Raw genomic sequence first — 14,771 nt, forward strand, 5'->3', positions numbered from 1 at the left:
GCGGCGTTAAAAAGCAGTTTTAAATCCTCATGTACTCGCTTGTACACTTCGGTTTAAAACCGCTTTTCACCTGGCACTGGCATCGCTCGTAACGGCAACCATCCAGAATTTTGGATGACGTTAGCATATTGAATTTATTGAAAAATTAAGCTCCAATAGGGAGAACAACATGGCAATCAAAATCGACAAAAAAATCACCGCCTACAAACTGGTGACCGATGAAGACAAAAAAGCAGCCGAGGCCGCACAAGCGCCTGTCACAAACATTATTCAAATGGGTGAGCCATTGAGCCGCCCAGACATGCTCGTAGGCAACACCTACAAAATCAAAACGCCGGTGACCGAGCACGCGCTCTACATCACCATCAACGACGTCATTATGAACCAAGGCACGCCACAAGAGCACCGCCGCCCGTTCGAGATCTTCATCAACTCCAAAAACATGGAGCACTTCCAGTGGATAGTCGCACTGACCCGCGTCATGTCCGCCGTGTTCCGTAAGGGTGGCGATGTCACCTTTTTGGTGGAGGAGCTCAAAAGCGTATTCGAGCCTAGCGGCGGCTACTTTAAAAAAGGCGGCAAGTTTGTGCCTAGCTTGGTGGCCGAGATTGGTGAAGTGGTAGAAAAACACCTGCAAGAAATCGGCATGCTGAAAAAACCGGGTTTAGACGAACACCAGCAAAAACTGGTAGAAGAGAAAAAAGCCGAATATCTCGAAAAACACGCCAAATCAGGTGACGAATCAAACGACGAGGGCTTTCCAAAAGGCGCGCAGCTTTGTAAAAAGTGTAATACCAAAGCCAGCATCTTAATGGATGGATGTATGACTTGCTTGAATTGTGGGGATAGTAAGTGCGGCTAATAAGCCTCATAATCCAATAATGGCTTATCAACATAATGAAATATATCAATCTCTAGTTACATCTCTCTTAAATAACTTTCCAGAGGTTGATACTAGTGAAGTGAATGCGATCGCAACACATTGGTTGCAGTCGCAGTCAACTTCTGTTCCCTTTTTATCACTAGAAATCAGAGAGTACTTTCAGAAGATCACTTCTTTTGCTGCTCAAGGTATCACACCGAAAAATGTGATTGAGCAGAAATCTGCACCATACCAATACTCTATCCCAGTCATTTGGGGAGATATTCCATTTTATAAAAGCGAAATAAATCAAAAATTCACATTTATTGATTTATTTGCTGGTATAGGGGGATTCCGGTTAGCAATGCAAGCAAGTGGAGGTAAGTGTCTTTTTAGTAGCGAATGGGACTCTTATGCTAAAAGAACTTACGAAGCAAACTTTGGTGAAGTGCCGTTCGGTGATATCAAAAAAATAGATGAGAAACAGATCCCAGAGCATGATGTCTTATGTGCTGGTTTTCCTTGCCAGCCATTTAGCCTTGCAGGCGTATCAGCTAGGTCATCATTAAATACTGCACATGGTTTTGCTTGTGAAACACAAGGGACACTTTTTTTTGACATTATTAGAATTGTCAAACAAAAGCGCCCAAAAGTGCTGTTCTTAGAGAATGTTAAAAATTTAGTAAATCACGATAAAGGAAATACATTTTCGATCATAAAAGAATCAATAGAAGCATTAGGGTATAGCTTTGCTTACAAAGTTTATGATGCGAGTCCCCTTGTTCCACAAAAGCGAGAGCGTTGTTACATGGTGTGCTTAAGGGACTCAAAAGAAAAATTTAATTTTCCTGAAATATCAGGACCTAGCAAGCTTTTAAGGTCCATATTAGATGAAAACGTTGATGATAGCTTCACAATTTCAGATAGATTGTGGCAGGGGCATCAAAGAAGAACCGAAAAGAATTTAGCTCGAGGAGCTGGCTTTACTGCCTTTTGCGCTGATATTAATAAGCCGTCTAACACATTGGTTGCTAGATATGGGAAAGACGGAAAAGAGTGTTTAATCCCACAGGAAAATAAAAATCCGAGAATGTTAACTCCAAGAGAGTGCGCAAGGTTACAAGGATTCCCTGAAGAATTTAAGATTGTTGTTGCAAAAACTGCAGCGTATCGTCAGTTCGGTAACTCTGTGGCTGTGCCAGTAGTAACGAAGATAGCAGAAAAAATAACAGAATATTTGAATGGAACGATGAATGAAGTTTGGGCTGGCGCAGAGTCGTAAATTTGGCACCCTTAAAGGGGCATATTCGTTAGTAACCGAAAGAGAATATTATGACTCCCAAGTAACCTTGACCGATTATGAGGCGGATTTGATACTGTCTTATTTCGGTGCTGATAACATTCATGTCGGTAATAAGACTTCTGACCCTGTAAAAGCATCGAAGACCTTTAGACTGTTTCCAGAAGGAAAACCTGTTAATCTGAATTTAGTGTTTCCTAAGCCTCACAAGTCGGAATTGAGGTTGTATCTATCAAAAAAAGCAGGTTTTAAACCAGCTGCTGGTGATGTCTGGTTTATTTTTATTAATGATGGTGGTTTATGGTTAGGATCTTTATCCGAGCTTGCGTGGAGATTGGAGTCGTCAGAACTTAAGCAAGATGATTTTGATGATATTTATCAGGCTTCCGTAAATCAGGGGATTGAAATAAAGACAACAACGCTCAAAGAGCGAGACATATACAAACGAGATAAACGCGTTGCTCTACAACGCTTGAACGAGTCAGGCTATATTTGTGAGTTTGATAAGACTCATCAGTTGTTCATCTCAAGATTTTCAAAGAAACCTTATATTGAAATACACCATTTGATCCCGATGAGTTTGCAAGGGCAATTTAAAACATCCCTGGACACAGTGGAAAATGTATTTTGTTTATGTCCTTACTGTCATAGAGCGGTTCACCATGCTGAAGATAAGTTGGCTGGTAAAATAGTTGATCAACTCTCCTCTAAAAGAGGTGTCCTGGATAGTTACTCTATTGATAAAAAAGACTTGCTCAGTTACTACGCATTGGAAGATATTGATAAATAATTGGGGTTAGCAAAGCGTAAATCAATCCTCACAGAAGCCTGACACCAATCCTTGCAAAATCTCCCCCGTTGCCGAGTTCTGCACAAAAGCTACAACGTTGAGATCACGCTGCTTCCAGCCTGGTTGAAGTTGAATATCATGACTTTCATTTATTTTTCCATCCGCCCCCACCTTAAACGGCCCTAACCACTGGCGCACGACATAATCATGGTGCAATAGCTCGCCACGGTTTTCACCTGCATTGACGGTGGATTGCAGGTTGTTTTCTTGTAGCGCGAGGTAATAGACGAATGGCCCTGCCTCGGCGGTTTTGATGTTTGTGGCTACTTGTACTGACTTAGCTGTTTGTACGTTGACTGTCAGCCGAATCTCGGCTTTGGCAGGCATGCGATTAATGCTGGCGACTTCACTCTTAAAGCGCGCATCACTTAACCAACTGCGAGTATCCTGACCATTAATCGCGAGTTGCGGGGTATACACGCCGCGTGCATGCCCTGTGGTGGCCATTTCACGTTGCCGATTGGCAAATTCTGGGTTGGCAAAGTTGTCTTTCCAGCCGATGTAATCCCAATAATCCACATGCAACGCAATCGGCACGATGTTGCCAATGGGTTTACTTTGATTTTTAAGGCGGCTTAACCATTGGTCGGCGGGTGGGCAGCTACTGCAGCCTTCTGAGGTGTAGAGCTCAACCAAGGCATTGGTTTGCGGGCCACTGACGGCGCTGCATTGCTGTTGTGCGATGGCGTTTGACGCAAACACGATTGCGCACAAAGCGGTTAGCAGAGATTGTTGTTTCATGACGACACTCCATCAGTTGGCTGGAGTGGATTGGTCGTGGCAGTTGTTGATGCCTTACACGTATTCCTGCTGGTATCGAAAGGCGTGAATCACTCGATGCATAACCTACTTAACACCCATGCAATTGGTTGCTTTTACATTGCGCGGCTAATTGGGTAGCAGCGGTCTTTTGTTCCTCCGTCATTTGCGCCAAAAGATAATTAAGCATTTTGGTATGGCGATTAATAAAGCGTTTGTCTTCGTTTTGCGTCGCCAGCATTAACCACATCGCCGCTTTCACCGTATCTTGTTCAACGCCTGCGCCTTGTTGGTAGAGTTGGGCCATATAGCCTTGGGCTTCGCTATTGTTGTTGCTCGCGGCCAGGCTTAACCATTGCACTGCGGCGGGCAGGTCTTGTGCGATCACGTCACCCCTAAAGTACAACATACCTAAATTGAGTTGCGATTTCACATGGCCTTGTTTGGCCGCTTGCTCGTAATAGGTCACGGCTTGCGGGTAGCTGATACTTTGAATCTGCCGCTGAAACACCAATGCGCCGAGCGTATATTGCGCTTCTTTGTAACCGAGGTCGGCCGACTTGGTGTACCACTTGACCGCTTCGTCCAGGTTTTTAGCAACGCCGTCGCCATCTTGGTACATCAGGCCTAAGTTGTAGCAGGCTTTGGCATCGTTTTGATTAGCGAGTGATAAATAAATGGCGTGGGCTGCGGCATAGTCTTTTTCGGCGAGTTTTTGCTTGGCTTCTTCTAGCGTGTTTGCTTGCGTCAGGCTCGTTGATAGCAGGGCGCACAACATCAAACCAGTGAATATCGTTCTGGATACTAAACCAGCCAAACTCATTTTCGCTGCGGGTCTCATGGCTGCTCCTTGCGAAAAACGCATATTTTAAAATAAACAAAAGCCGCGATTTGCGGCTTTTTTTAGTCCAAAAGTTCATCTCCGGCTTGTGGCGGCAGGCCACCTTGGCGGTTGAGTAAGTCCAGAGCGGCTTGCACATTGCCATTTTTAGCCCGCTCTACAAAGTATTCAGCTGTTTTCATGGCCGCTAACTTTTCAGCGACAGCGGTGACAATAAACTGGTTTATCGAGCTACCATCTTTTTGAGCCACTTGTTCGACTGACTGTTTGAGCGATGTGGGGATGCGCAAAGCGTAATTGCTATTGGTGCCCATGGGTTAGCTCCTTTAAAAACTGGTTTGGTTGCATGAGTGTGATTTGAAACTTTTGTGGTGCAAGTGCAAAGTCGGCCAAGTTGAAAGTCACAATCGTTTTGGCATTTGCATTCATAGCGACCTCTAGCACCATATCATCTGCCGGATCACGCAGCTGTGGCCGCCATAAATAAAAAATCTCTATGGGGTTCATTTTGTCAGCCAACGTATCCAAAAACTGAATAATTTGTGCTGACGTCAAGCCAATCGCTTTTACTTGCGAGTCTCTCAATAACACTGATTCGTACTCAAGAAATAACGGAACGCTCACACAAGGCCGGATTTCGTTACGCAAAACTTTGCGTAAAATTTCAGCTGAAGCGCCGCTTGGGCTGCGTAGCCCTGCAACAATGATATTGGTGTCCAGAACAAAAGCCATATTGCATGCAATATTACGCCCAAGCCTTTTATATTTCAATGGACTGTGAGAGTAACCTTGAAATGAGACGCTACTAAATCACGCCAAGCCCATCCATCGCGTTGCGCCACGTGCCGAGGCAAGTACTGCTTGTTGGTAGGTGGCGGTGGCTGGCAGATGGTCGGCAAGCTGGTGTAGCGAGTGATAGCCGGGGTCTAAGCGGACATCTTTTTCGCGGAAGATGCTGTGCTCTTGGGCATAGGTTTCCGCCAGCGCTCTGAGTGATTCGGCCAGTGGTTTGCTCGGGTCGCTAGGGGTAAAGTCACCTAGCAGCCATAGGTGCACATCTTCTTCCTCGGTATAGCCGTTTTTAGGGTCAGCGAGTTGATAGGCATGGGCGATTCTGGCCTGGTTTTCTACCTGTGCTGGGTCGCCATAGGCTACTTCAAAATATTTCACCGCCTGTGTTAACAACGAGGTCGGGCCATCAATCGGCACGTTGCCAACGGCATAATAGCCAGCAATCGCGCGAACGCTTTGCAAATGGTGCTCTTTGCCCACAAAGTGGATGGTTTCACCGCTGGCTTGTAACGCTTTAATGCCAGCCGCCATGTCTTTAGTGGCGGCGTAAATGAGCGCGGCATAGCTAGGGGCGGAATGGTTGCCAGCATTTTTGCGGGCCAGGCTGTAGTTGATCATGGCCGTGCCATTGTTATACAACTCCATTGCGCTGGTGGCGGCCACGTCGCCTTGCGCATCCAGCACCACAGAAACCGCCATTTTGGTGCCGTTGTCATTACCGCCCGCCAACGCTGCAAGCCAGTTTTGCAATTGCTCGGCTGGCCATTCTGGGTATTGTTCTTTAGCCAGTGCAAACACCTGCGGCAACAGCCTAGTTTGTTCTGGCACGCTGAGATTTTGTAGCCGTGCGGTTGTGTAGGTTGGCGGCAGGGTGAAGTCGTAGGGCATGATGTTGAGTTCAGAGCAGCTTTTGTATTTAAAGCATTTGTTTAGTTGCTGGCAGCAGATGCCTCAGTTTCTTCAGCAATTCTAATCTCCCCGCATTTATTCATCTTGGCCGTTGCACAGGCGTATTTGTCGGTCTGAGCTAACTCGCGCGCTTTCGCCATGTACAAATTACCCGCTTGATGATTCTGCATGCCGTATGCGGCTTGGGCCAAATAGTAGTAGGAGAGGTCAAACATGTAGTTGATGTTAACGACTTTATGCACCAGGCCGCGCCAATCTTGTTTGCTGTGCAGCGCTTTTAAATCACTGGTGTTCATATAAAACTTAAGCCCACAGGTTTCACATTTCATTTCTAGCGTGCCTGCCTTAAACGCTTCAAAATCGCTGGAATAAAAAGCAATGGCTTTGGCAGAGTCTATGGCTGGTGGATCAACCAGACTAGATTTGCTTTCTTCAATCACCCTCACATTAGATGAGTTTTCCAGCCAGTCATTTTTGGTGGTGCGTACATAGTTGTACTTAGGTGTGTAATCGGCATACACAGGCAACCGCTGCTCATAAATTTTTAGCATGGGTTCTTGCAGTGTTTTTAAGGCTTCGATGCGGTTGGGTGGTGACGGGTGGGTGCTTAAAAAGTCGCCTTTGCTTTTATTGCCAGTGGCCTCCATCATTTTTTCCCACAGCGTGACTGAGGCCGCCGGGTTGTAGCCCGCCTGTGCTGCAATCTCAATACCCAATTTATCCGCCTCGGTTTCTGCACCGCGGCTGTTTGGCAGCGTGACAAAGGCGCCTCCAGCCAGAATGGCTAACTGATTGGCGGTTTGCACATTGTTATTATTTTGTTGTTGCGTGCCGTTGCTTGATGCGGCGACAGCCACGGTGACTGTTGCGACGGCAATTTTGGTCAGAATATCGACCGACATTTTTTCTGCGGTGTGGTTAGCCAGTGCATGTGCAATTTCGTGGCCCATCACCTGCGCTAGCTCGTCGTCGGTTGGTTTGACCTTCTCAAGCAGGCCGGTATACACCGCCATTTTGCCGCCAGCCATGCAAAACGCATTAATTTCCTCTGATTCAACCACGTTGACTTGCCATTTCCACTTTTGCGATTCTGGCTTATACAACACCGCACGTTCGACCAGCCGGTTGGTGATTTTTTGCACACGCTGATTCGTCTCCGCGTCACCACTCAGCTTTTTTTCTTTATCGTAAGCGTCAATCATCGAGCTATATAACGACGAGCTTTTATTGATGGCCGTATCTTCAGAAACAATCATTAATTGCGATCTGCCGGTCATATTGTTAGTGACGCAACCTGATAGCAGCATGGAGCAAGCAAGAAAACACCCGACTGAAATAGCTTTCATTTTTTTAAGCCTTATCAGCATTTTTTTACAACTATAACTAACTCTGATTGAAATTCAATGTATTCAATCACCATAAGCGCATGTGACCTGCTTGCAAAAACTTATTTCAAAATAATTAAAAATAATTGTAAGGCGTTTGTATGCCGCCTGACTAAGGGTTGCAGTACACATTTATTGATTTATTTTTTTGTTCATTGTTACTTTTAGGAGATGTTATGAAAACGACTAACAAATTAGCTGCCGCTGCGCTTTTGGGCCTTTTTACTGCTTCTGTGATGACTGCTACACCAGCATTTGCCGGTGAGGATAGTAAATCTAGCTGTAATGGCAAAGATAACGCCAAGATGGAAAAAGCCAATTGCAAAACAGCAGATGGCAAAGAGAAGCATGCGTGTAAAGGCAAAAACTCTTGCAAAGGCCAGGGTGGCGATGGCAAAAATGCGTGTAAAGGCCATGGTTCTTGCGCCACTGACGGTAGCAAGTAATTTAGAAATTATCATAACCAGACTCAAAAAGGCAGGGGCTTTGTCCTGCTTTTTTGATAGGAATTTTTAAATGCGCCTAGATCACTTTTCTCTCGATCCATCTCTCGGCTTTGGGCTGGGGCTGCGGCCACAGCACTATCCGTATATTTTTGAACATCAACCCGAGGTTGACTGGTTTGAAATTATCTCTGAGAACTTTATGGACACCGACGGTAAGCCTAAACGCAATCTGGCGCGTATTAAAGAGCGGTATCCGGTGGTGATGCATGGGGTGTCCATGTCGATAGGCAGTGTGGACCCGTTGAATTCTGAGTATCTTAAAAAGCTAAAAGCCCTCATTGACTGGGTGAATCCAGCCTGGATTTCTGACCATTTGTGCTGGACGGGTGTGGCGCATAAAAACACGCACGACTTGCTGCCGCTGCCTTATACCGAAGAGTCACTCAAGCATATTGTGCAGCGTATTCGGCAGGTGCAAGACCGCCTGGGCCGCAGAATTGCGCTGGAGAATCCGTCGACTTACCTGGAGTTTAAGCACTCTACCATTGCCGAGGCGGAGTTTATGGCCGCCATGGCCAACGAGGCTGACTGCCATTTGTTACTCGATGTGAATAATGTTTATGTGACTTGTTATAACCATAGGCTGGACCCGCAAACCTACCTCGATGCGCTGCCTTTGGACCGGGTGATACAGGTACATCTGTCAGGGCATAGCAATAAAGGCAACCATATTGTCGATACCCATGATGACCATGTGATTGATGAGGTGTGGAACCTCTACAAATATGTGGTGCACCGGGCCGGGCGTGTGCCGAATACCATGATTGAGTGGGATGACCGCATCCCCGATTTTCCGGTGTTGTTTGCCGAACTGGATAAAGCCAAGCTGGCGGCGCAGCACGCCAGCGAGTTTACCCTGCCGCAGCTAGCACAGGCAGGCAGCGTGGTGTTGGACACGCCGGGCATGCCACTACTCGCGGCGCAAACCCAGATGCAGCAGGCGGTGACGCTGGGCAGCCGGTTTGATAGCGCGCCCGAGCAATGGATACGCGCCAAACATGCGTTTGCGCCACACGAACAGTTGTCGGTGTATGCCAATGCTTACCGCTACCGTTTGTATGACGTGGTGGCGGAAGATTATCCGGTGTTGCAGCATTACCTGACCGAGCAAACCTTTGCTGACCTCATATGGGCATTTGTGGCGGAGGTGTTGCCAGACCACTTTAATATTGGCCGCTTTGCGCTCAAGCTCCCGGCGTTTATTCAAAAAGAATTGCCCAACGATGCGTTTGCCTATGCGCTGTGTCAGCTAGAAACCACCGTGGCACAAATGACCGATCCGGCAGAAACCGAAGCGCTGAATGAATCACATCTGCAAGGGCTGACGGCAGAAAGTATTTTGGATTTAACGCTGTATCCACGGCAGGCGCTGCGCCTGCTGCAGTTCGATTATCAGGTCAATGCCTATTATCAGGCGGTGATGGATGACGAAGTTGATGTGGCGCCACGCAAAGAGGCGGTATATCTGGCGGTGTTCCGTCATGAGGATGTGGTCTGGCGCATGTCGCTGGAGGCTCACGAGTTTGCGTTGTTATCGCGTATTTTTAGCGGCGCGACCATCGGTGAGGTGCTAGCTGACGTCGATGAGTCCGAAAACCACAACATCACGGCCTATTTTTCAAAATGGATGCGCAATGGCTTGCTGGCATCCCAACACGACGAATATTTATAAAAGGGGAGTACACATGAACGCACTACTGAACATATTGATCTGGTGGCCAAAACGCATCGCTGCGCATTTTGCATGGGCGGGCCCTTTGCTCGCGCGCATCGTGGTTGGCTACACGTTTATGCTCACCGGTTGGGGCAAGCTGACGAATTTGCCTGCCATGATAGAAAACTTTAGAGGCTGGGGCATCCCTTACCCGGAATTGCTAACGCCATTTGTGTCTGGCTGGGAGTTTTTGGGTGGCTTAGGCTTGATACTGGGATTGATGACCAGAGTGCTCGGAGGCGGCCTGGCCGTGGTGATGGTCGTTGCCATTGTCTCGGCCAAGCTGGCGGATATTGACTCTTTAGAAACCCTGCTCGGCTTTGAAGAGGCGACTTATTTTGCCGTGTTCACCTGGCTGGCAATTAGCGGCGCAGGCAAAGCCTCGCTGGATTATTTTCTGGAGCGCCTGGGCGCTAAAAAGTGATCGTACCTGGCCTGTGTGGCATGCGGATGCATGCGTGCCAGGCCAGCCACTGATACGTTATCCTTATTTCGCATGTAGCCGCGCATTGAGCTGATCAATCACCTCTGCCCAATCAGCATCTTTCAAAATTTCTTCACGTAAAAAGGTGGCTTGTGCTGGTGTCCAGTAGGACGCTTCAGCCAGTGAAATGTAGCCTGCCAAATGACTATGCGTTTGAATAAAGCTGTCGATCTCGTCATCCCTATTCGGCAAGCCAAGTTGGGCAAATAGATTGTTGAGTGTGTGTAGTGAAGATTCCATCAGGCTGACTCCTAAAGTTGTTATTTCAAATATATTATTCCGCAAGTATTTTGATTAGTCTTCGTACACCGAAAGGTTACCTGTACGCCAATGATGCCCATCCCAGGATAAAACATCAGGTAAATCTTTGCTCAAAGAGTGTTGCCTAACTCTTGGAGAGCCATCTTTTTTATACCATTGTGAAATTAAAGTTGTTGGGCGAGGAAGGCGAAATTTTTTTCTATTATTTAAATCAGGCTGCCAGAAATAAACGATTACAGTTTCAGCCACTTCAAGGTGAGTTCTTGTATGTTCTAAAGGGTACTGAATCTCACCTAACCAAATATTTAGTTCTCGCCATATTTTTGGCAGTTTGTGATGTGTGTTCTCGTTAAGTCTTGTTCTAAACTTTCCTTCAGTAATGCCGCAATACTGAATTTCGTTAAGTTGCTTATGCTTTTGTATTCCTGCCAAAAGATATAGACCATTACCGTCCTCAGACTTTAAAACCTCTTTATGAGTGAAAGGATCTTTCCAGCGAATAATTATCGTTAAATTTTCCATTAATCAACTCAACTTAGTAGCAGAATCAAAGTAACTCTTCCACGCGCTTTTTAATATTGGCGGCCATTTTTGGCGCGGGCAGGTCGTTGGTGCCTGTGCCAAACAGGGCTTCAATTTCTTCGGCAATGAGTGCCAGGCTGGCTAATACGTAAAAGATAAGACGACCATCAGAATCATGTCATAGCCGGGGCTGAACACAGCATGATTGCTTTGTGCCGTCATGATTTAGAGTGCGTTGCACGAGTGTTTAAAGATAACCGGTGTCGCACCGTGAGGTGCTTTTAATAAAGCGAATGCGCGATTTTTGTGACATGCGCATCAAACTCTTTTGCTCTCTTGGCTCTACTTCTGTACCAATTGACGCAGTAAATAATTAAACCTATATGCATCGCCAATGTGACATAGCCGCTGGTTAAGTTAAGCATCAAGATGTAAATCGCGATGAATATAGCTATTTTAAACAACATCTTCGTGACTCCCGCAGAGATCGCTTGCTCAGACTCTAAGCAATAATTCACAAATTCGCGGCCTTTAAATAAGTGCCAGTGTTTTTCTGCCTTATGGTTTAACAGCAGGACAAAGTGTTGCTTTTTTCCGACAAAGCCGCTGGCTAGAAGTGTGATTTTTTGACCTACGGCTAGGGGAACGTCTATGCCGCGCAGGTTGATTGGGTGTTCTTTTCCTGCGTCATCTCTTATCCAGAATTCATGTACCGTGACTACGGTAGAATGAACTTGGGCTGCGGCCACATGCCCACCGTATTGACCATCCACATGGCCACCTCCCCCGCTAGAACTCACATGCGTTTCGCTGTATTTGTTATTGCTAAACACCTCGCCAGACAGCGCTGAAAACTCAAACTCCCGGTCAAACCATTTAAAATTCTCCACAACATTGTCCTTTAAACGTTAATAAAAATATTAAATAACAAAGCGCATCCGCACCAGCGGCTATGCTGATGTTGATTATTGTGGATGCTTGGCAGTCTGCTGGATTTCAGTCACGCGCATTGGATAAACAATTTGTTTGCCATGCAACGCCGCGTGCATAGGTGTGCCACGTTTGTTAGCAATCTCGATTCTTCCTTGATGGACACTAGCCAGGGCGCGGTAACCATCCACTTTTTCGTTCGTCATGGCAATGTCGCCACCAAAATAGGCGGTGACTAATACTTTAATCGCTTTGTTGGGTAAAAACTCGACCACATAGGTTTGGCAGCCACCAGACCCACAAAAGTTGCTATCAGCCCCCATGAGTACTATTTCAGCGCGCCCATCATCATTAAAATCGGCGTTGGCAATGCTGAATCGGCCTTCTACAATCTCAGCCAATGCGGGATATTGAGAAAGCCCTTTTCGCATTTGTGCAGAGCCATCAGCAAAGGTCAGCGGTTTTTGTGGGGTATAAGTTGGCGTGGGGGCTGCGTGCAATAAAACACTGGGTGTGAACAACCAAAAGATGGCGAGAGTGCACGCTTGTAGCAGTGAGTGTGTATATGCAACGATATTCGACTGTTTAGTCCTCATAGCAACCATCCTTGATTAATGCGTAAGAACCTAATCTATGAAATTTAGTGCATAAAACATTTATGGCATGGGGCTGAATACAGGGTTGACATTATGTGCTTACGCACTTGCTGTCAATCACTCTTTTGCAGGGGATTTAAAAGCAGACCGACATGCCTCTCTGAATTATTTCAAAGCCTCTAAGTGAGTCTATTCAGGCTGGTTTAGCAAGATGGTCGCCGTGATATTTGGCGACCATTTCAGTCATAAGGAGTACTCGAGGGATGCTAAGTCATTGCATCGTCCTGCACGACAGCATCAATATTGTGCACTGTCAGAAACCTTAAAAAAATTACAGTAACTCTTCGACGTGTTTTTTAATATTGGCGGCCATTTTTGGCGTGGGCAGGTCGTTGGTGTCGGTGCCAAACGGGTCTTCAATTTCCTCGGCGATGAGTTCTAGGCTGGCGAGTACATAAAAAATAAATACGACCACCGGAATCACGTAATAACCGAGGCTGAACACAAAGCCAAACGGCAAAGTCATTACATAAAAGAAGATGAATTTTTTGATAAACGCGCTGTATGAATAGGGGATGGGCGTATTTTTAATGCGCTCGCAGACACCGCATACGTCGGTAAACGACTTGAGTTCTTCGTGAATAATAAAAAACTGGTCGCCAGTGATTTTGCCGCCGGTGTAGAGCTCGTTGGCTTTTTGGAAAATGCGTTGCGCGATCTGGTTGGGGTGGTGTTCGTGGTGGTCGATTTCTAAATCGAGGCCGTCAAACAGCATTTTGCTGACGTCTTCGTTCATTAAATGTTTCGACAGCACCGCGGCATAGGTCGGGATGATTTTTTTAAAGAAATTGCGGTCGCTTTCGTCGGTCAAATAAGCCGATAGTTTAATCGACAGGTTGCGGCTGTTATTAACCAGCGCGCCCCAGGCTTTGCGACCCTCCCACCAGCGGTCGTAGGCGGTGTTGGTGCGGTAGGCCAGCAATAACGAGAGCACAAAACCAACCGTGGTGTGGATTAACGACAGGTTTTTCACATGGCTGCTGTCGGCCAGCTTCCAATACTCAATTTCAAGGTAGGCAATGCCACCGGCATAAGCGCCGATGAGCGCCATCATGGGCATGAGTTGGCGGAAGGTATCAGACTCGTGAAAGCGGAAGATAAAGGTGAGCCAGTCTTTGGGATTGTATTGAATCATGGTGTGTTATCTGTTGAAAATCGCTAGCCAGTTTAACATGGCGGGATGTTACTCCTGCGGGTCAGCTCACAAGCGTGTGTGTGGACAATTAACTGCTTGTTTGCTGCAAGCGTAGCTCAGTGGCTGGCCCGTTATTCATTGCATAGTCTTGCCATGGGTTGACCACTTGTAGCCCAACGGCCAAAAACGGCGCGGTATCGCGGGTGGCAATGATGTGATGGTTTGCGACGGCAATGGCGGCGATATAACCATCGGGGACAGGAAAGCCTTTGCCGTGCTGGCGTGCCTGATTAGCCAGTGAAGCGTAGGCTTGGGCGGCAGCGAGGTCAAACGGCAAAATGCGGTCTTTAAATAGTTGTTGTATGCCGTCAGCCACGGTAGATAACGCTTGTTTTCGTTTGCCATCAGGGAGCGCGGCAATGCCAAAATGGATTTCTGCCAGGGTGATGCTGGTGAGAAACAAGGTTTCTGCCACTTGAGCGTTAAGCCATTGCATGACTTGCGCGTTGGGCTGAGGGCGCATGGTTTCTGAAACAATATTGGTGTCCAGAATAATCATGGCTATTCAAACGGCATGGGCTGAGCTGGTGTTTTGGGCTGGTGTTGCAGTATGGCGTCTATCTCTTGGTCTGTGATGGCTGCGTCACGGCCAAGTTGCAGCATGGCATCCCCGATCAGTAGGCGCGCTTCTGGTTTAACCGCTTGCGCGATGATTTCACGCACTTCTGCCTCGGCACTACGGCCGTTTTTAGCAGCTTGCGCCTTGAGTGCCCGATGGATGTCATCGGGTAAATTGCGGACTGTCAGCATGGCCATGATGGCCTCCATCACAGTAATAGTGTGCATGCATTTTATATTTTTGCAT

The 14,771-nt window shown here is 46.9% G+C and carries 19 protein-coding genes; 6 read left to right on the top strand and 13 right to left on the bottom strand.

The genetic code is table 11. The features are described 5' to 3' along the window. Positions 1-169 precede the first annotated feature (169 nt). Genes METH5_RS0107000 through METH5_RS15200 form a run of 3 tightly spaced genes read left to right on the top strand, consistent with a single transcriptional unit; the run spans position 170 to position 2,952 of the window. Positions 170-862, top strand: a complete 693-nt coding sequence (locus METH5_RS0107000) for an NrdJb (protein ID WP_029147834.1) — start codon at positions 170-172, stop codon at positions 860-862. A 19-nt stretch (positions 863-881) separates the two neighbouring features. Then, a complete protein-coding gene (locus tag METH5_RS14825; protein ID WP_051412888.1) occupies positions 882-2,144 on the top strand; it encodes a DNA cytosine methyltransferase in 1,263 nt (420 codons plus the stop codon). Further along, the gene (locus tag METH5_RS15200; RefSeq protein WP_051412890.1) at positions 2,116-2,952 is read left to right on the top strand and encodes an HNH endonuclease; all 837 of its coding nucleotides are present in this window, start codon (positions 2,116-2,118) and stop codon (positions 2,950-2,952) included. The genes METH5_RS14825 and METH5_RS15200 overlap by 29 nt, the downstream gene beginning before the upstream one ends. A gap of 21 nt (positions 2,953-2,973) precedes the next feature. Here METH5_RS15200 and METH5_RS0107015 read toward each other — a convergent pair whose 3' ends face one another. The 6 genes from METH5_RS0107015 to METH5_RS15205 all read right to left on the bottom strand — a co-directional run bounded on the left by METH5_RS0107015 (position 2,974) and on the right by METH5_RS15205 (position 7,659). Further along, on the bottom strand, positions 2,974-3,753 hold the full coding sequence (locus METH5_RS0107015; protein ID WP_029147835.1) for a thioredoxin family protein: 780 nt from the start codon (positions 3,751-3,753) through the stop codon (positions 2,974-2,976). A 109-nt stretch (positions 3,754-3,862) separates the two neighbouring features. Next, positions 3,863-4,612, bottom strand: coding sequence for a tetratricopeptide repeat protein (locus METH5_RS0107020; RefSeq protein WP_029147836.1), 750 nt, complete (start codon positions 4,610-4,612; stop codon positions 3,863-3,865). A 62-nt stretch (positions 4,613-4,674) separates the two neighbouring features. Continuing rightward, the gene (locus METH5_RS0107025) at positions 4,675-4,926 is read right to left on the bottom strand and encodes a hypothetical protein (protein ID WP_029147837.1); all 252 of its coding nucleotides are present in this window, start codon (positions 4,924-4,926) and stop codon (positions 4,675-4,677) included. Next, a complete protein-coding gene (locus METH5_RS0107030) occupies positions 4,913-5,344 on the bottom strand; it encodes a putative toxin-antitoxin system toxin component, PIN family (protein WP_029147838.1) in 432 nt (143 codons plus the stop codon). Before METH5_RS0107030 ends, METH5_RS0107025 begins: the two co-directional genes overlap by 14 nt. Before the next feature lie 78 nt (positions 5,345-5,422). After that, positions 5,423-6,292, bottom strand: a complete 870-nt coding sequence (locus METH5_RS0107035; protein ID WP_029147839.1) for a hypothetical protein — start codon at positions 6,290-6,292, stop codon at positions 5,423-5,425. Positions 6,293-6,333: 41 nt separating this feature from the next. Continuing rightward, positions 6,334-7,659: a M48 family metallopeptidase gene (locus METH5_RS15205; protein WP_232410975.1), complete on the bottom strand. Its 1,326-nt coding sequence runs from the start codon at positions 7,657-7,659 to the stop codon at positions 6,334-6,336. A 215-nt stretch (positions 7,660-7,874) separates the two neighbouring features. Between METH5_RS15205 and METH5_RS0107045 the strand changes: the two genes are divergently transcribed. From METH5_RS0107045 to METH5_RS0107055, 3 genes are all read left to right on the top strand, one after another. Further along, complete coding sequence (locus METH5_RS0107045) at positions 7,875-8,144, top strand: hypothetical protein (protein WP_029147840.1); 270 nt, start codon at positions 7,875-7,877, stop codon at positions 8,142-8,144. Positions 8,145-8,214: 70 nt separating this feature from the next. Then, a complete protein-coding gene (locus METH5_RS0107050; protein WP_029147841.1) occupies positions 8,215-9,876 on the top strand; it encodes a DUF692 family multinuclear iron-containing protein in 1,662 nt (553 codons plus the stop codon). Between the two features lie 13 nt (positions 9,877-9,889). Next, positions 9,890-10,342 (top strand): DoxX family protein, encoded by a 453-nt coding sequence (locus tag METH5_RS0107055; protein ID WP_029147842.1) that lies wholly within the window; start codon positions 9,890-9,892, stop codon positions 10,340-10,342. Between the two features lie 63 nt (positions 10,343-10,405). Here the strand turns inward: METH5_RS0107055 and METH5_RS0107060 are convergent, their stop codons facing one another. From METH5_RS0107060 to METH5_RS0107090, 7 genes are all read right to left on the bottom strand, one after another. Next, on the bottom strand, positions 10,406-10,642 hold the full coding sequence (locus tag METH5_RS0107060; protein ID WP_029147843.1) for a DUF2789 domain-containing protein: 237 nt from the start codon (positions 10,640-10,642) through the stop codon (positions 10,406-10,408). A gap of 54 nt (positions 10,643-10,696) precedes the next feature. Continuing rightward, a complete protein-coding gene (locus METH5_RS0107065) occupies positions 10,697-11,185 on the bottom strand; it encodes a hypothetical protein (protein ID WP_029147844.1) in 489 nt (162 codons plus the stop codon). Between the two features lie 281 nt (positions 11,186-11,466). Then, positions 11,467-12,075: a hypothetical protein gene (locus METH5_RS15210; RefSeq protein WP_051412894.1), complete on the bottom strand. Its 609-nt coding sequence runs from the start codon at positions 12,073-12,075 to the stop codon at positions 11,467-11,469. 75 nt (positions 12,076-12,150) lie between these two features. Continuing rightward, positions 12,151-12,711, bottom strand: a complete 561-nt coding sequence (locus METH5_RS0107075; RefSeq protein ID WP_029147845.1) for a hypothetical protein — start codon at positions 12,709-12,711, stop codon at positions 12,151-12,153. Positions 12,712-13,042: 331 nt separating this feature from the next. Beyond that, a complete protein-coding gene (locus METH5_RS0107080; RefSeq protein WP_029147846.1) occupies positions 13,043-13,906 on the bottom strand; it encodes a bestrophin family protein in 864 nt (287 codons plus the stop codon). Positions 13,907-13,994: 88 nt separating this feature from the next. Further along, positions 13,995-14,465: a type II toxin-antitoxin system VapC family toxin gene (locus tag METH5_RS14845; RefSeq protein WP_051412895.1), complete on the bottom strand. Its 471-nt coding sequence runs from the start codon at positions 14,463-14,465 to the stop codon at positions 13,995-13,997. 2 nt (positions 14,466-14,467) lie between these two features. Further along, positions 14,468-14,752 (bottom strand): plasmid stability protein, encoded by a 285-nt coding sequence (locus METH5_RS0107090; RefSeq protein ID WP_198290687.1) that lies wholly within the window; start codon positions 14,750-14,752, stop codon positions 14,468-14,470. Positions 14,753-14,771 lie beyond the last annotated feature (19 nt).

This window comes from Methylophilus sp. 5, from assembly GCF_000515275.1.
Lineage (GTDB): Bacteria > Pseudomonadota > Gammaproteobacteria > Burkholderiales > Methylophilaceae > Methylophilus.